The sequence below is a fragment of the Methylobacterium sp. J-078 genome (assembly GCF_022829285.1).
GTDB lineage: Bacteria > Pseudomonadota > Alphaproteobacteria > Rhizobiales > Beijerinckiaceae > Methylobacterium.
Map to the genome: position 1 here is coordinate 52,342 of NZ_JAKSYI010000025.1, position 16,026 is coordinate 68,367.

Genomic DNA, 16,026 nt, shown 5'->3' on the forward strand with positions numbered 1-16,026 from the left:
GGATCATGGGAGTGCAACCTTGAGGAGAACGAGGATCAGGAGGGCGAGACCGAACAGGAATCCGCACGCCGTGCGGTAGAGCGCAAGTGCCCGCTCCACGTCGGCCGGCGTCGCCTCGGCGCGCCCGTCGCCCATCCAGCCGTCCTCCACCTGGGTAGCGCCGTAGGTGCGCGGGCCGGCGAGGCGCAGCCCCAGCGCGCCGGCCATGGCGGCCTCCGGCCAGCCGGCATTGGGCGAGCGGTGGCGGCCCGCGTCCCGCCGCACCGCGCGCCAGGCGTCGCCGGGGGAGGCGCCGGGATGGATGGCGGCCGCCGCGACGAGGAGCAGGGCGGTCAGCCGTGAGGCCGGAAGGTTGACGAGGTCGTCGAGGCGGGCGGCGGCCCAGCCATAGGCCTCGTGGCGCGGGGTGCGGTGGCCGATCATGCTGTCGGCGGTGTTGATCGCCTTGTAGAGTGCGCCGCCGGGCAGGCCGCCGACACCGATCCAGAAGGCCGGCGCCACGATGCCGTCGGAGAAGTTCTCGGCGAGGCTCTCGATGGCGGCCCGGCAGATGCCGGCCTCGTCGAGGCTCTCGGGATCGCGCCCGACGATCATCGACACCGCGAGGCGCCCGCCCGCGAGCCCGTCGCGCCGGAGATCGGCCGCCACCCTGGCGACGTGGGTGTGGAGGCTGCGCTGCGCCGGCAGGCTCGCCGCCAGCAGGGCAAGGACGATGAGCGCGGGCAGGAAGCCGGCGGCCCCGGCGAGCGCGGTCAGGGCGAGGGCGAGGCCGCCGACGAGGCCGAGGAGCACGAGGAGACCGGCCACGCCCGCGAGCCGGCGGCGGGCCCGCCCGCCCCGGTTCCAGTGCCGGTCGAGGGCTCCGATCAAGGCGCCGATCCAGGTGACAGGATGCCCGAGCGCCCTGTAGAGCCGGTCCGGATAGCCGGCCGCCGCCTCGATGGCGAGGGCGAGCACCAGGACGATGAGCGTATCGGGCGGATGGGTGAGGGCGGTCCAGGACATGCGATCTCGGTGAGGGCGCGCGGCCCGGGGGCGGGAGCAGGGGACAGGATCGCCCATGGCGGCGACCTCGATGCCGCCCGGCGCCTCTTCCCGCAAGCGCCCGATCCCTGGATCGATCTCTCCACGGGGATCAATCCGGTGCCCTATCCGTGTCCGGCCCTGGAGGCCAGCGCCTTCCACCGCCTGCCCTCGGCCGCCGACCTCGGCGCCCTGCGGGCGGTGGCCGCGCGCGCCTATGGCGTGGCCGATCCGGAGCGGATCGTCGCCGCGCCCGGTACCCAGATCCTGATCGAGACCCTGCCGCGCCTGGTGGCGCGCGCCCGCGTCGCCGTGGTGGGGCCGACCTATGCAGAGCACGCCGCAGCCTGGGCCCGGGCCAGTCACGCCGTCGCGACCGTGCCGGGGCTTGAGGCCGCGCGCGCCGCCGACGTGGTCGTCGTCGTCAACCCCAACAATCCGGACGGACGGACCTGGGAGGCGGGAACGCTGCGGGCGCTCGCCGGCGACCTCGCGGACCGCGGCGGTCTCCTCGTCGTCGACGAGGCCTTCGCCGACCTGGAGCCGGTCGAGACCCTGGGGCCCTCCCTCGGCCCGGGCCTCCTGGTCCTGCGCTCCTTCGGCAAGACCTACGGGCTCGCCGGCATCCGGCTCGGCTTCGCCCTCTGCGAGCCGGCCCTCGCCGTCGCCCTCGCCGAGGCGCTCGGGCCCTGGGCGGTGTCGGGCCCGGCGCTGGCCATCGGGCGCGCCGCCCTGTCCGACGCGGCCTGGCGCCGGGAGGCCGCCGTCGCCCGGGCGGCGGATGCCGCGCGCCTCGACCGCATGATCCTGCGGGCCGGCGGCACGCCGATCGGCGGGACCTGCCTGTTCCGCACCGCCGACTTCCCCGACGCGGCCGGCCTCTTCGACCGCCTCGGCGCGGCCGGAATCTATGTCCGCCGCTTTTCCGAGGCGCCCGCACGCCTGCGCTTCGGCCTGCCGCCGGACAAGGCGGCCTGGTGCCGGCTTTCGCGCATCCTGCGGTGAGGGGCGTCAGCCGCCCTTCGGCTCCAGTACGTTCACGAGGAAGCCCGCGCTGGCCAGCAGGATGCCGACTGCGCACACGCCGGACCAGCCGGCTAGGAGGAAGGCCTGCGAGCCCGCGAAGGCCCCGAGCGCCCCGAACACGAACATCACCGTGAACAGCACGGTGTTGATCCGCCCGCGCGCGCTCGGCACCAGGGCGTAGACCCGGGTCTGGTTGGCGATCAGCGCGGCGTTGAGGCCGATGTCGATCAGGAGGACACCGAGGCCCACCGCGACCAGGGACCACGTGCCGCCCGCCCACAGCACCGCGAAGGCCGCCACCACGAACAGCGCGCCGATCACCACCATCGGGCGGGCGCCGTGCCGGTCGGTGAAGCGCCCCGAGAGGGGCGCCACCAGGGCGCCCGCGACGCCGATCACGCCGAACAGGCCGGCGCCGGCGGCGCTGAGGTCGAAGGGGGGCGCTTCCACCAGGAGGGCGAGGGTGGTCCAGAAAGCGTTGAAGCTGGCGAACAGCAGGCCCTGCGACAGGCTGGAGCGGCGCAAGACGGGTTGCGAGCGCACGAGGTGAAGAATCGACACCATCAGGGCGCGGTAGCGCAAGGGTCGAGTCTGGACCGGGCGGGGGAGGGTGGCTGCGGCGATGCCCGCCATCAGCACCGCCACGCCGGCGGCGGCGAAGAAGACCGCGCGCCAGCCGAAATGCGCGCCCACGAGACCGCTGGCCGTGCGCGCCAGCAGGATGCCGGTGAGGAGCCCGGTCATGACCTGGCCCACCACCCGGCCGCGGCTCGCATCCGGTGCGAGCTCGGCCGCGAAGGGCACCGCCTGTTGCGCCGCCGAGGCCAGGAACCCAATGACGAGGCTCGCCAGCGCGAGGGCCGCGAGGTTCGGGCTGAGGGCGGCCGCGAGGAGCGTCACAGCGAGGCCCAGGGTCTGCCCCATGATCAGCGTGCGCCGCGAGAGACTGTCGCCGAGGGGCACGAGGCCGAGGATGCCGAGGCCGTAGCCGACCAGGGACGCGGTGGGCACCCAGAGCGCCGCGCGCTGGCCGAACTCCGCCACCAAGAGCGCGAGCAGGGGCTGGTTGTAGTAGATGTTGGCGACCGCGCCGCCCGCGATCAGGGTCAGCCCGAATCGCGCCCGGGTGGTGAAGCCGTGCGCACCGGCTTCGGTGCCGTTTCCGGTCCCACTCATGCGCGGTCGACCGGCGGGCCGGTTCGCACCGGATTCCCGGGCATCGGACAGGATTCAGCGTTCATGGGGGGCGAACTCGCACGTCGTCGGTGCCGGCACCGGGAGACGATGGGAAGATGGAACGGCGTCCGCCGCCCGGTTAAGCCCGCGCGCCGGCTTCGGCAACCCGCGCGGACCATGCCGCCTGCGCCGTGGCGGGTGCGATCTGGCGCGGGCGGCGCGTCTCATCTGCGCCTCGTCTGTCGTGGAGCTCGGCTTTGTCTTCGGCCCGTCCGAACGGCCATGTCGTCGCGGAGCACTTCGCGCTGGATTCCAAGCTCCCCATATACCGTTTGTTATCGGCGACTGATGCGGGTCCGGCTCTCGATGCCCGGTGCACTTGGCGTTCGTCGCAACTTGCGTTCTGATCGGTGTTCGAGTCGGTGAGCCGTCGCATTCGTGGAGCCGGGATGGCTGCCTCGGCGACATCGCCATCGACCAGGGAGTTTCAGATGGCGACGTACCGCGTCAACTTTGCCAAGCAGATCCTCGGGGTCCCCTTCACCGTCGGTTCGGTGGAGATCACCCGGGCGCGCGACCCCATGCGGGCGCTCCGCGCGGCGGAACTGCGCTTTGCCCGCCAGCACGGCGTCGAGGATTGGCGGGAGCGGGCCGACCGGGCCGAGATCGCCCCGGCCCTTGGTACCTGAAGCGTTCATCCGGCGCTTGCCGGCGGGACTTTACGGCCACGGTCTCTGGTCCTGGGGCCGGAGCCGTCCTAAAGTAACCGCTGGGCCGGGCACCCGTCGCACGCGGGGCATCGGCTCGCCCGTTACGGGCGTGAGCGAAGGGTCAGGCGGCGTGACATGGCGGCGATCTCTTTCTTCGGCGATCTGCTCCAGACGATCAGCGACCGGGGCCGGGATCTCATCGGCATCGGGCGGGGCGACCTCGCGGCCCGCGCCAATGCCCCGGAACTCGTCAAGCTCTGCGAGGACCTGATCTCGCGGAAGGGCGAGGCCTCCGGCGTCGCCCTGGCGCGGCTGATCCTGGAGCGCTACGCCACCCTGTCGGCCCGCGAGCGCGTGGCCTTCCTGCGCCTGGTCGCCACCGAGTTCACGGCTGATCATACCGCCGTGGACGAGGCGATCGCCGCCTATCGCGCCGATCCCACCCGGGCCGCCCTCGGCGCCCTCCACGATGCGGCCGAGCCCCGCAGCCAGGAACTTATCCGCCGCCTGAATCTGGCCCGGGACGGCACCCGCGCCCTGGTGCGGATGCGCGAGGACCTGTTCGGCCTGCGCCGCGAACTCCGGCGCGAGGAGGCCGACCCCGATCTCGTCGATGCCGCCGACAGCCTCGACAGCGATTTCGAGCACCTGTTCGCCTCGTGGTTCAACCGGGGGTTCCTGGTGCTGCGCCACATTGACTGGACGACGCCCGCCCACATCCTGGAAAAAATCATCCGCTACGAAGCGGTCCACGCGATCACCGGCTGGGACGATCTGCGCCGGCGCATCGAGCCGCCCGACCGGCGCTGCTTCGCCTTCTTCCATCCCGCCCTGGTGGACGAGCCGCTGATCTTCGTCGAGGTGGCGCTCACCGCAGGAATCAGTCCCGCCATCGCGCCGATCCTGGCGCACGAGCGCGATCTCCTGCCCCTGAAGGCCGCCACCACGGCGATCTTCTACTCGATCTCGAATTGCCAGAAGGGTCTGGCCGGGGTCACGTTCGGCAACTTCCTGATCAAGCAGGTGGTGGAAGACCTCGCCCGGGAGATCCCGAGCCTCAAGACCTTCGTCACCCTCTCGCCGGTGCCCGGCTTCTCCGCCTGGCTCGACCGCGAGCGCCGCTCCGACGCGCCGCAGGGCCTGACCCGCGAGGACGTCGAGGCCTTGCGCCTCATCGACGAGCCGGACTGGCAGAACGACAAGACGAAGTCCGAAGCCGTTCGCAAGGCGATGATCCCGGCGGCGGCGGCTTATTTCCTGCGCGCCAAGAACGAGCGTGGGCGCCCCCTCGACCCGGTGGCCCGCTTTCATCTCGGCAATGGCGCCCGGCTGGAGCGCCTGAACTTCCTCGGCGACGTCTCGGACAAGGGGCTAAGCCAGTCGCGCGGGCTGATGGTCAACTACCTCTACGATCTCTCGGCCATCGAGAAGAACCACGAGACCTATGCCAATCTCGGCACCGTGGCGGCCTCCAGCGCGGTGAGCCGCGAACTTCGCACCAACCTGCCGCCGATGCGGGCGGTGGCTCTCGCCGAGGCCTGACCCCGGCGGCCGCCATCACCCCACCGCGACGCTCGCGGCCGCGACGCCTGCGGCTCCGAACGTCGCGATATCGGCGTTTGCGATTTCGACGTTTGAAAGCGTATCGATCCCGACCATGTCCAATCACCTCTTCGACCTCGTCCGCGCCAGCCTCCCGGCGGACCCCGCCGCCAAGGTCTTCCTCGAGACGGGCGAGGGCGCGCGCTACTCCTATGCCGACCTCATCGTGCGCTCGGGCGCCTACGCGGCCTGCCTGACGGCGGCGGGGGTGAAACCGGGGGACCGGGTGGCGGTGCAGGCCGAGAAGAGCCCGGAATTCCTGTTCCTGTATCTCGGCGCCGTGCGAGCCGGGGCGGTGTTCCTGCCGCTCAACACCGCCTATACGCCCACCGAGATCGCCTATTTCCTCGGCGATGCCGAGCCGGCCATGTTCGTCTGCGATCCGGCGCGGCACGAGGCCCTCGCGCCGGTGGCGCGGGATGCGGGCGTGCCGGTGGTGTATACCCTGGACGCGAAGGGGCACGGCACCCTGGCGGAGGCCGCCGATGCCGAGACCGAAGCCTTCAGCGACGTGGCCCGCGGCCCGGACGATCTGGCCGCCATCCTCTACACCTCGGGCACCACCGGGCGCTCGAAGGGCGCCATGCTGAGCCACGAGAATCTGGCCTCGAACGCCCGCACCCTTGCGGAGGCTTGGCGCTTCACCGCGGAGGACGTGCTGCTCCACGCCCTGCCGGTGTTCCACACCCATGGCCTGTTCGTGGCCACCAATACCGTCCTGGCGGCCGGCGCCAGCATGCTGTTCCTCGGACGCTTCGACCCGGCCGCGGTGCTGACCCTGCTGCCGCGCGCCACGGCGATGATGGGGGTTCCGACCTTCTACACCCGTCTCCTGAAGGAGGCCGGGCTGACGCCGGAGGTCACCGCCGGCATCCGGCTGTTCGTCTCGGGGTCGGCGCCCCTGCTGGCCGAGACGCATCGCGACTGGGAGGCCCGCACCGGCCACGCCATCCTCGAGCGCTACGGCATGACCGAGACCAACATGAACACCTCGAACCCCTATGCGGGGGCGCGCGTGGCCGGCACGGTCGGACCGGCGCTGCCGGGTGTCACCGTGCGGGTGGTCGACCCGGAGACCGGCGTGGCGCTCGCCACCGACGCCGTCGGCATGATCGAGGTGAAGGGCCCCAACGTCTTCCAGGGTTACTGGCGCATGCCGGAGAAGACGGCGGCCGAGTTCAAGGCGGACGGGTTCTTCGTCACCGGCGACCTCGGCAAGATCGATCCGGACGGCTACGTGCACATCGTCGGACGCGGCAAGGACCTCATCATCACGGGCGGCTACAACGTCTATCCGAAGGAGATCGAGAACGAGATCGACGCCCTGCCGGGCGTCGTCGAATCGGCGGTGATCGGACTGCCCCACGCGGATTTCGGCGAGGGTGTCACGGCGGTGGTCGTCGGCCGCGCGGACGTGCCGGACGAGGCCACCATCCTGCGCACCCTCGAGGGGCGTCTGGCCCGCTACAAGTGTCCCAAGCGCGTGCTCTTCGTCGACGAGTTGCCGCGCAACACCATGGGCAAGGTGCAGAAGAACCTCCTGCGCGAGTCCCATGCAGGGCTCTACCGGCCGGCCGACCCGGTGCGGTGACGTGATCGATCGGCGCGCCCTGCTTCGCACGGCCGGCGCCGGTTTGGCCTTTGGCTCCATCGGACTAGCGGAGCCGCTTGGAGCCATCGCGGCCGAGTCTCGCCTCCCGCTCTGGCCCGGCACGCCGCCGGGCGGCGGCGGTCCCGCCGGCCCCGAGGCCGTGAGCGACAAGGGGGCGGCGAGCAACATCGCCGTGCCGGGGCTGGAAGTTTTCACCCCCGACGTTCCGAACGGCGCCGCGATGCTGGTCGCGGGCGGCGGCGGATACCGGCGCATCCAGATGGAGAGCGAGGCGCGCCCGGCGGCGCGCTGGCTCGCCGCGCGCGGCATCACGGCGTTCGTGCTGGCCTATCGCCTGCCGGGGGAGGGCTGGGGTGAGGGGCGCCGCGCACCGCTCCAGGACGCGCAGCGCGCCCTGAGGCTGATCCGCGCGCGGGCGCAATTGCACCGGATCGATCCCGCGCGGGTCGGTGTCCTCGGTTTCTCGGCGGGGGGGCACCTGCTCGGCCTCGCCGCGACCCGTTCCGCCTTCGCATCCTATCGCGCTGTCGATGCCGCCGACGGGCTTTCGGCGCGGCCCGACGATGCGGCTCTGATCTATCCTGTGATCACCCTGGAACCACCCTACGATCACACCATGACCCGGCGCATGCTGGTCGGCGCCCGCCCAGATCCGGACGTGTCCGCCGCCTGGTCGGTCGAGACCCACGTGCGGGGTGGCTGTCCGCCGACCTTCCTCGTGCAGGCCGAGGACGATCCGATCTCCGACCCCGCCAACGCGCGCCTGATGGCGCAGGCCTGCCGCCAGGCAGGCGTGCCGGTCGAGATCCATGCGCTCGCCTCCGGTGGCCACGGCTTCGGCATGGGCCGCCCCGGTACGCCGAGTGCGGCGTGGCCGGACTGGTACGCGGCTTGGCTGCGGGGCAGGGGAATGATGTCAGCGGGTTAGATCGGCCCGAAAGCGGAACGACCGGCGGGGAAGCGTACGGACGCCGATGGCGTGTCGAAGGTGCGGAACGGCCAAGCCTGGATCACGTTGAGGCATCGCGCCGCATCGGCGCGCGGTCCGGTCCATCGATGTCTTCTTCCCCACGCCCGCCTTCTGCGCCCACCGACGATGCCGCCCACTCGGTTCTCTGGACGCTCCTCCTCGGAACCGCCCTGATCGCCCTCGCGGCGGCGCCGAAGCGCGGCTCCCGGCCCGTGTCCGCCGCGTCGGACGGCGAGGCAGCGGCCGGCGCGGGCGGTGCCCGCTCGCATACGGGGGCGGCGGCCGAGTACCTTGCCGCGACGCAGGTGGAGCGGGGACGGGCCGCGCACTCGCCCACCGAGATCACGGCGGCGGGCTGGAAGGACATCCTCTACCGGGTCTACCTCGAGTTCAATCAGGACCGCGTGCTCTCGGTGGCGGCGGGCGTGACCTTCTACTCGCTGCTCTCCCTGTTTCCCGCCATCGCCGCCCTCGTCTCCTGCTACGGCCTCGTGGCCGACGTGAATTCCATCAACGAGCATCTCGCCAGCATGCGGGGCGTGCTGCCCTCCGGCGCCATCGAGATCATCGGCGACCAGGTCAAGCGCATCGCCGCCAAGGGCAACGGCACCCTCGGCCTGACCTTCTTCACCAGCCTGCTGCTCTCCCTGTGGAGCGCCAATGCCGCCATGAAGGCGATGTTCGATGCCCTGAACGTGGTCTACGAGGAGGAGGAGAAGCGCTCCTTCATCATGCTGAACCTGCGCTCGCTCACTTTCACCATCGGGGCGCTCCTGTTCACCATCCTGGCGCTCACCGGCATCGTGGTGCTGCCGGTGGTGTTCAAGTTCGTGGGCCTCAGCGACACCGCCTGGCTCGTCGCCCTGCTGCGCTGGCCTGCCCTCCTCTTCGTCCTGCTCGGGGGGCTGTCGCTGCTCTACCGCTACGGTCCGAGCCGCGAGCGTCCGCGCTGGCGCTGGGTCGGCGTCGGTGGGGCGGTGGCCGGCCTGCTCTGGCTCGCAGCCTCGATTCTGTTCTCCTGGTACGTCTCCAGCTTCGGGAACTACAACGAGACCTACGGCTCGCTCGGCGCGGCCATCGGCTTCATGACCTGGATCTGGATCTCCACCACGATCGTTCTGCTCGGCGGCGAGATCAACGCCGAGATGGAGCATCAGACCGCCCGGGACACCACGACCGGGCCGGAGATGCCCATGGGCGCGCGCCGCGCCCGCATGGCCGACACCCTCGGGGCGACGGCCTGAGGGGCGGGCTCCCCTTTCGGCGGGGGATGCCTATCTGGAAGAGACGTTTCCGACCCTCTTCCTCACGCACCCTTGCGAGCAGAGCCCATGAACACAGCCCCCACCGACGCGATCGAGGCCCGGACCGAGGCCGAGTGGCGCGCCATTCTGACGCCCGAGCAGTACCGGGTTCTGCGCGAGCACGGCACCGAACGGGCCGGCACGAGCTGCCTGAACGCCGAGAAGCGGCCGGGGACCTTCCACTGCGCCGGTTGCGACGCCCCGCTCTTCGCCACCGGCACCAAGTTCGAATCCGGCACTGGATGGCCGAGCTTCTTCGACCCGATCGACGGAGCCGTGGAGACGACGGTCGACCGCAGCCACTGGATGACCCGCACGGAAGTCCACTGTGCCCGGTGCAAGGGCCATCTCGGACATGTCTTCGACGACGGTCCGGCGCCGACTGGTTTGCGCTATTGCATGAACGGCATCTCGCTGCGCTTCGAGCCGCAGGGCTGACCGCCTGGAACTGCCGCCGGGACCCATGGAACCCTGCGGACAACGGCGACGGGTGGGGACGGGCGAGGTGGTCCGGCCGCGAAGGTCTTGATTTCGCCGTCGTTTTGCTTAGTCCGGAGCAGAGAAATATTGTGCGGTCTGTCCCGCAACCCTGGGGATGACCCCAAGACACATCCTATGTCATGGTTTCGCGGCGCGGCCTGCCTCGTCCGGACCCTGATTCCTTCTTGACCCGGACGGCCCGCCGCGCTTCAGGGAAGCTGGCGGGCCCGACGCCAGCGTCCGCCCGGACCTCCGCCCCTGGGCCGGCCGCTTCCGCGGAGTTTGCCGATGAGCCTCGTACGCCGCTTTCTCGTGGCCCCCGCCCTGGTCCGCCTCATCCGGAAGGAGCGTGGAGCCGCCCGGATCAGCGAAGGCTATTTCGCCCCCCAGGCCGGGCGCGTCTCCTACGTGCGGGTGGATGGCCAGACCTGCCACCTCGTCCTCGTCACGTCCGCTCCGGACGGCACTGCGAGCGAGGAGCGCACCGACGTGCCGCGCGCCCATGGCGACGCGCTCATGGACGTCTGCTCGGGCAAGGCCGCGTACGACCGCACCGGCATCGCCCTCGGCGGTGGCCGGGAAGCGCAGATCGACCGCTACAGCGTGCCCGGTGAGCTCGATCTCGTCAGCATTTCCTTCGACGGGCCTGACGAGGCCGGCAGCTTCGCGGTGCCCGCCTGGTTCGGCCCCGAGGTCTCCGGGGATGCCGCCTACGACCGCCACGCCATCGCCCTGCAGGGGCCGCCGCAGCCCGGCGAGATCGCCCTCAGCAACGCCGCCCTCGACGCGGTCCTCGATCTCGTGGAGCCGCGCTTCGGCTTCGGCCGCTTCGGCGGATCGGCGCGGACCGGCGATGGCGACGGCATGATGAAGGCCCTGCGCCGCGTCGCCGGCGGCGCCGCCGTCGCGGCCCCGGTGGCGGCTGCTGGGGCGATATCGGTCGCCGAGGAGCCCGCCTCCGTCGAGACGGCCCATATCGAGCCTGAGCATGTCGAGCCTGAGCACGTCGAGCCCACCCACATGGAGGCGCCGCACGAGGCGCCGGCCCATGTCGAGGCCGCGCCGGAGCCGCAGCCCGAGGCCCATCATGAGCCCGCGCCGGCGCCTGAGCCGGCGCACGAATCCCCGCAGACCATCGACTCGCGGATCGACGACGTCATCGAGAGCCTGTCCCAGGCGCTGGGCAATCCCCAGCCCCACGGCACGACGCGGGGCGAGGACGACATCGCCGCCGAGTTCGAGCGCTGGACCGTTCGTCCCCGCCGCACCCAGCAGACCTGAGTCCACGGGCCCGACCGGCGCAGCGGCGTCGGCTCGGCGCGTGTCCGATACCTGCGCATCATACGGTGCGCGGGAGCGCCCGAACCGCATGCGGGCGTAGGCGGAGGCGGTGCCATCAAATGCGCAGCCAGTCCGGAAGAACTGGGCGCCAGGCATGGATGCGCCGTGATCGTGGCCCGAACCCCATTTCGGTGCACCGCCGGCGGCCGTACGGCCGCGCTCGAATCCCGACCCCGAAGGCCAGGGCGCCGCTCCACCGGTTTCGGTGCCAACCGCGTGGTACGCCTTACAGTTTGTCACTGGGAGCCGGCCGCCCCGATTGAGCGCCTCGAATAAACTGGCTAGCGTCGGGATTAACAATCGGCGGGTTGCGCTGAGAGCGGCGGGAGGAATCATGGCCCAGGCCATCACACAAGGTACGGTCGAGGCTGGCGCCGGCCGGACCACCAAGGAGCCCTGGTACAAGGTGCTCTACATCCAGGTTCTGATCGCCATCGCCCTCGGCATCCTGCTGGGCTACCTGAATCCCGAATGGGGCAAGTCGGTCAAATGGCTGGGCGATGCCTTCATCGCGCTGATCAAGATGATGATCGCGCCGATCATCTTCTGTACCATCGTGCACGGCATCGCCTCCATCGGTGACCTGAAGAAGGTCGGTCGCGTCGGTCTCAAGGCGCTGGTCTACTTCGAGGTCGTCTCCACCATCGCGCTCCTCATCGGCGTCCTGGTCGGCGAGGTCGTCAAGCCGGGCGCGGGCTTCAACGCCGACGTGACCAAGCTCGATGGCAAGTCGGTCGAGAAATACGCCAAGATGGCCGCCGACGATTCGGTGACCGGCCACATCATGGCGCTGATCCCGAAGAGCTTCTTCGACGCCTTCGCCACCGGCGACCTGCTGCAGGTGCTGCTGATTTCGATCCTCACCGGCGTCGTCGTCACCGGCATGGGCCAGCGCGGCGAGGCCATCACCCACGCCATCGACACGGCTGGGCAGATCTTCTTCCGCATCATCGGCCTCGTGGTGAAGCTCGCGCCCATCGGTGCCTTCGGCGCCATGGCCTTCACGATCGGCCAGTACGGCATCGGCAAGGTCGTCGACCTCGCCTGGCTCGTCGGCACCTTCTACGTCACCGCCTTCCTGTTCGTGGTCCTGGTGCTGGGCGGCATCGCCCGGGTGGCCGGCTTCTCGATCTTCAAGTTCCTCGCCTACATCAAGGACGAACTCCTCATCGTGCTCGGCACCTCGTCCTCCGAGACGGTGCTGCCGCACATGATGACGAAGATGCGCCGCCTCGGCGCCTCGGACTCGGTGGTCGGCCTCGTGATCCCGACGGGCTACTCGTTCAACCTCGACGGCACCAACATCTACATGACCCTGGCCTCGCTGTTTCTGGCGCAGGCCGTGGGAGCGGACCTGTCCTTCGGCCAGTACGCCACGATCATCCTGGTCGCGATGCTGACCTCGAAGGGCGCCTCCGGTGTCACCGGCGCCGGCTTCATCACGCTGGCGGCGACGCTCAGCGCCATCCCCAACAACCCCGTGCCGGTGGCGGCCATGACCCTGATCCTCGGCGTCGACAAGTTCATGTCGGAGTGCCGGGCCATCACCAACCTCATCGGCAACGGTGTGGCCACCGTGGTGGTCAGCCGCTGGGAGGGCGAACTCGATCAGGAGAAACTGAACCAGGTGATGGCGCACCCGATCTCGATCGGCACCGACATCTCCGACCACGCGCCGAACATGGACCCGGCGACCGCACCCGCCGCCGCCGCGGCGCCGATTCCGGCCCCGGCCCGCTGACGGAACCCGGACCTGTCCGAACCCCTGCGCATCGGCATCGATCTCGGCGGCACCAAGATCGCCGGGATCGCCCTGGACCCTGACGGAACGACCCGTGCGGAGCACCGGGTCGCCACCCCGCGGGACGATTACGCGGCGACGCTCGCGGCCATCGTGGATCTGGTGCGGGAACTGGAGGCGCGGGCCGGCGTCGCCGGCACGGTCGGCATCGGCATGCCCGGTGCGATCTCGCCCCGCAGCGGCCTCGTCAAGAACGCCAACTCGGTCTGGCTGAACGGCCGGCCCTTCGCCCAGGATCTCGCGCGCGCCCTGGCCCGTCCGGTGCGCCTGGAGAACGACGCCAACTGCCTCGCGGTCTCCGAGGCCGTCGACGGGGCCGGGGCGGGGCTACCCATCGTCTGGGCGATCATCCTGGGCACCGGCGTCGGTTCCGGAATCGCCCTTCAGGGGCGTGCCCTCTCGGGGCGCGACCGGATCGCGGGGGAATGGGGCCACAACCCGCTGCCGTCCCCGCGCGATGACGAGCGCCCCGGCCCCGCCTGCTATTGCGGCCGGCACGGCTGCCTCGAAACTTGGCTCTCCGGCCCGGCCTTGGCCGCCGACCACGCCCGCCGCACCGGCGCGATGACCACCGGAGAGGCTGTGATCGCGGCCCTGCGCGCAGGAAAGGCTGACGCCAGGGCCACCTTCGAGGGCTACCTCGATCGCCTCGGGCGCGGCATCGCGCACGTGGTCAACCTGATCGACCCCGACGTCATCGTCATCGGCGGCGGCCTTTCGCGGGTCCCTGAGATCTTTTCGGATCTCCCCGGGCGCGTGGCGCCGCACGTCTTCTCGGATGCGTTCGACACGCCGATGCGGCCGAGCCGGCACGGCGACGCCTCCGGCGTCCGCGGGGCGGCCTGGCTCTGGAACGGGGCCTGAAACGCCGCCACCGTCGATGACGACGCTGACGCCGGAAACGCTTGTCAGGGTCGGAATTTTCACATAAAGATATCTTTATGTCTAACGCGGGACCTTCATCAGCCACTGCCCTGCCGTTTCCGGACGCCCTCGCCATCCTGCGGGCGGCCGCGGAGGAGACGCGCCTGCGCATCCTCGCGCTGCTCGCCGCCGGGGAACTCTCGGTCTCCGATCTCACCGATATCCTCGGTCAGTCGCAGCCGCGCATCTCGCGCCATCTCAAGCTGCTCGTCGAGGCGGGGCTGGTGGAGCGGCACCGCGAGGGCGCCTGGGCCTTCTTCCGCCTCGTGGAGGATCGCGCTGCCCTGGTCGCGCCGCTGGTCGCCGGTCTCGACAGCGGCCGGGCGCCGCTCTCGGAGGATTTCGCCCGCCTGGAGGCCGTCCGCGCCCAGCGGGCCGAGGCCGCGCAGGCCTTCTTCGCGCGTCTGGCGCCGAAATGGGACCGTCTGCGCTCCCTGCACGTGCCGGAGGCCACCGTCGAGGCGGCGGTCCTCGACGTGCTCGGCGACCGGCCCATCCAGAACCTCGTCGATCTCGGCACCGGCACCGGGCGCATGCTCGGGCTCCTGGCCGGGCGCGCCGTCCGGGCGGTGGGGCTCGATTCCAACCACGCCATGCTCTCGGTGGCGCGGGCGAACCTGGAACGCATGGGTCTGGCCCGGGTCGACCTGCGCCAGGGCGACATCCACGCGCCGCCGTTCGGACGGGCTGGGTTCGACCTCGTCGTGGTGCATCAGGTGCTGCATTACCTCGACGATCCGGCCCGCGCGTTGCGCGAGGCCGCCCGCCTCGTCGCCCCCGGCGGGCGCCTGCTCGTGGTGGATTTCGCGCCCCACGATCTCGAGTTCCTGCGCGAGACGCAGGCCCATCGCCGCCTCGGCTTCGCCCCCGAGCAGGTGACGGGCTGGCTCGACGATGCGGGCCTGCCCACCGTCACCACCCGGGACCTCGCGCCCACCGACGAGGTCGAAGACCAGTTGACCGTGACGCTCTGGCTCGCCACCGCTGCGGCCGAGATGGCGGCGGCCCCGCCCCACCTGACCCTCGAGCGGGCCGTTGCCTGAGGGCGACCCGCTCCACTGACCGTCTGAACCGACCGACATAGAGGACGACCCCGATGCCATCCGCCTCCCAACACCGCGCCAGCCGCGACAGCTACCGTCCGATCCGGGTCTCCATCGAGTTCTTCCCCCCGAAGACCGAGGAGATGGAGAAGATCCTCTGGTCCTCGATCGAGCGCCTCGCACCCCTCCAGCCGAAATTCGTCTCGGTGACCTACGGTGCCGGCGGCTCCACCCGCGAGCGCACCCACAACACAGTCGCCCGGATGGTGAAGGAGACGAGCCTTCAGCCGGCCGCGCACCTCACCTGCGTCGACGCCACCCGCGAGGAGATCGACGCCGTCGTGCAATCCTACTGGGATGCCGGCGTGCGCCACATCGTGGCCCTGCGCGGCGATCCCCAGGACGGCATCGGCACCGCGTACCGGCCGCATCCGGGCGGCTACGCCCAGACGGCGGACCTGGTCGCCGGCATCAAGCGGATCGGCGACTTCAAGGTCTCGGTCTCGGCCTATCCGGAGAAGCACCCGGAGGCCTCGTCCCTCGACGCCGACATCGACGCCCTGAAGGCCAAGGTCGATGCGGGCGCCGACCAGGCGATCACGCAGTTCTTCTTCGAGAACGACATCTACCTGCGCTACGTCGACAAGGTGCGTGCCGCCGGCATCGACATCCCGATCATCCCCGGCATCCTGCCCGTGCAGAACTTCAAGCAGGCGGCGAACTTCGCCCGCCGCACCGGCGCCTCGGTGCCGTACTGGCTGGCCGCCCGGTTCGAGGGCCTCGACAACGACGTCGACACCCGGCGTCTCGTGGCGGCCTCGGTGGCGGCCGAGCAGGTGCTCGACCTCGTCGACCACGGAATCAACGACTTCCACTTCTACTCGATGAACCGCTCCGACCTCGTCTACGCCATCTGCCACGTGCTCGGCCTGCGCGCCCAGGCCCCGAAGGTCGCCGCCAAGGCCGCCTGAGCGATTCCCGCACATGTACCGCCCCTCCCCATCGGGGGAGGGG

At 70.8% G+C, this 16,026-nt stretch carries 14 protein-coding genes; 12 read left to right on the forward strand and 2 right to left on the reverse strand.

The genetic code is table 11. The features are described from left to right. Positions 1-3: 3 nt before the first annotated feature. The gene (gene cbiB / locus MKK58_RS01785) at positions 4-1,005 is read right to left on the reverse strand and encodes an adenosylcobinamide-phosphate synthase CbiB (RefSeq protein ID WP_243910477.1); all 1,002 of its coding nucleotides are present in this window, start codon (positions 1,003-1,005) and stop codon (positions 4-6) included. Here cbiB and cobD point away from each other — a divergent pair. Beyond that, the gene (gene cobD, locus MKK58_RS01790; protein WP_409565163.1) at positions 982-2,028 is read left to right on the forward strand and encodes a threonine-phosphate decarboxylase CobD; all 1,047 of its coding nucleotides are present in this window, start codon (positions 982-984) and stop codon (positions 2,026-2,028) included. The two genes, cbiB and cobD, sit on opposite strands and share 24 nt — an antisense overlap. A gap of 6 nt (positions 2,029-2,034) precedes the next feature. On the opposite strand, the gene MKK58_RS01795 is transcribed toward cobD, so the two are convergent. Continuing rightward, entirely contained in the window at positions 2,035-3,225 is a 1,191-nt protein-coding gene (locus MKK58_RS01795) for an MFS transporter (protein WP_243910479.1), read from the reverse strand. 491 nt (positions 3,226-3,716) lie between these two features. On the opposite strand from MKK58_RS01795, the gene MKK58_RS01800 reads away from it, so the two are divergent. The 11 genes from MKK58_RS01800 to metF all read left to right on the forward strand — a co-directional run bounded on the left by MKK58_RS01800 (position 3,717) and on the right by metF (position 15,983). Further along, complete coding sequence (locus MKK58_RS01800; protein ID WP_243910480.1) at positions 3,717-3,914, forward strand: hypothetical protein; 198 nt, start codon at positions 3,717-3,719, stop codon at positions 3,912-3,914. Between the two features lie 156 nt (positions 3,915-4,070). Then, positions 4,071-5,477, forward strand: a complete 1,407-nt coding sequence (locus tag MKK58_RS01805) for a malonyl-CoA decarboxylase (RefSeq protein ID WP_243910481.1) — start codon at positions 4,071-4,073, stop codon at positions 5,475-5,477. Between the two features lie 115 nt (positions 5,478-5,592). Next, positions 5,593-7,128: a malonate--CoA ligase gene (locus MKK58_RS01810; RefSeq protein ID WP_243910482.1), complete on the forward strand. Its 1,536-nt coding sequence runs from the start codon at positions 5,593-5,595 to the stop codon at positions 7,126-7,128. A 1-nt stretch (position 7,129) separates the two neighbouring features. Next, positions 7,130-8,077 (forward strand): alpha/beta hydrolase, encoded by a 948-nt coding sequence (locus MKK58_RS01815; RefSeq protein WP_243910483.1) that lies wholly within the window; start codon positions 7,130-7,132, stop codon positions 8,075-8,077. Positions 8,078-8,205: 128 nt separating this feature from the next. After that, positions 8,206-9,363 carry a YihY/virulence factor BrkB family protein gene (locus MKK58_RS01820; RefSeq protein WP_243910484.1) on the forward strand — a complete coding sequence of 386 codons (1,158 nt, stop codon included), beginning with the start codon at positions 8,206-8,208 and terminating at the stop codon, positions 9,361-9,363. Between the two features lie 87 nt (positions 9,364-9,450). After that, the gene (gene msrB / locus MKK58_RS01825) at positions 9,451-9,861 is read left to right on the forward strand and encodes a peptide-methionine (R)-S-oxide reductase MsrB (protein ID WP_243910485.1); all 411 of its coding nucleotides are present in this window, start codon (positions 9,451-9,453) and stop codon (positions 9,859-9,861) included. Positions 9,862-10,191: 330 nt separating this feature from the next. Then, positions 10,192-11,184, forward strand: a complete 993-nt coding sequence (locus tag MKK58_RS01830; protein ID WP_243910486.1) for a hypothetical protein — start codon at positions 10,192-10,194, stop codon at positions 11,182-11,184. A 394-nt stretch (positions 11,185-11,578) separates the two neighbouring features. After that, positions 11,579-12,985 (forward strand): dicarboxylate/amino acid:cation symporter, encoded by a 1,407-nt coding sequence (locus tag MKK58_RS01835; protein ID WP_243910487.1) that lies wholly within the window; start codon positions 11,579-11,581, stop codon positions 12,983-12,985. A 24-nt stretch (positions 12,986-13,009) separates the two neighbouring features. Then, positions 13,010-13,909: an ROK family protein gene (locus tag MKK58_RS01840; RefSeq protein WP_243910516.1), complete on the forward strand. Its 900-nt coding sequence runs from the start codon at positions 13,010-13,012 to the stop codon at positions 13,907-13,909. A gap of 77 nt (positions 13,910-13,986) precedes the next feature. After that, positions 13,987-15,012 (forward strand): ArsR/SmtB family transcription factor, encoded by a 1,026-nt coding sequence (locus MKK58_RS01845; RefSeq protein WP_243910488.1) that lies wholly within the window; start codon positions 13,987-13,989, stop codon positions 15,010-15,012. Between the two features lie 53 nt (positions 15,013-15,065). Then, on the forward strand, positions 15,066-15,983 hold the full coding sequence (metF, locus tag MKK58_RS01850) for a methylenetetrahydrofolate reductase [NAD(P)H] (RefSeq protein ID WP_243910489.1): 918 nt from the start codon (positions 15,066-15,068) through the stop codon (positions 15,981-15,983). Positions 15,984-16,026: the final 43 nt, after the last annotated feature.

Bases quoted from the DNA above. Each gene is read 5' to 3' on its own strand.
- metF (WP_243910489.1), top strand. From the start codon at position 15,066: ATGCCATCCGCCTCCCAACACCGCGCCAGCCGCGACAGCTACCGTCCG.
- MKK58_RS01810 (WP_243910482.1), top strand. From the start codon at position 5,593: ATGTCCAATCACCTCTTCGACCTCGTCCGCGCCAGCCTCCCGGCGGAC.
- cbiB (WP_243910477.1), bottom strand. From the start codon at position 1,005: ATGTCCTGGACCGCCCTCACCCATCCGCCCGATACGCTCATCGTCCTG.
- MKK58_RS01830 (WP_243910486.1), top strand. From the start codon at position 10,192: ATGAGCCTCGTACGCCGCTTTCTCGTGGCCCCCGCCCTGGTCCGCCTC.
- MKK58_RS01845 (WP_243910488.1), top strand. From the start codon at position 13,987: ATGTCTAACGCGGGACCTTCATCAGCCACTGCCCTGCCGTTTCCGGAC.
- MKK58_RS01800 (WP_243910480.1), top strand. From the start codon at position 3,717: ATGGCGACGTACCGCGTCAACTTTGCCAAGCAGATCCTCGGGGTCCCC.
- cobD (WP_409565163.1), top strand. From the start codon at position 982: ATGGGTGAGGGCGGTCCAGGACATGCGATCTCGGTGAGGGCGCGCGGC.
- MKK58_RS01835 (WP_243910487.1), top strand. From the start codon at position 11,579: ATGGCCCAGGCCATCACACAAGGTACGGTCGAGGCTGGCGCCGGCCGG.
- MKK58_RS01795 (WP_243910479.1), bottom strand. From the start codon at position 3,225: ATGAGTGGGACCGGAAACGGCACCGAAGCCGGTGCGCACGGCTTCACC.
- msrB (WP_243910485.1), top strand. From the start codon at position 9,451: ATGAACACAGCCCCCACCGACGCGATCGAGGCCCGGACCGAGGCCGAG.
- MKK58_RS01805 (WP_243910481.1), top strand. From the start codon at position 4,071: ATGGCGGCGATCTCTTTCTTCGGCGATCTGCTCCAGACGATCAGCGAC.
- MKK58_RS01820 (WP_243910484.1), top strand. From the start codon at position 8,206: ATGTCTTCTTCCCCACGCCCGCCTTCTGCGCCCACCGACGATGCCGCC.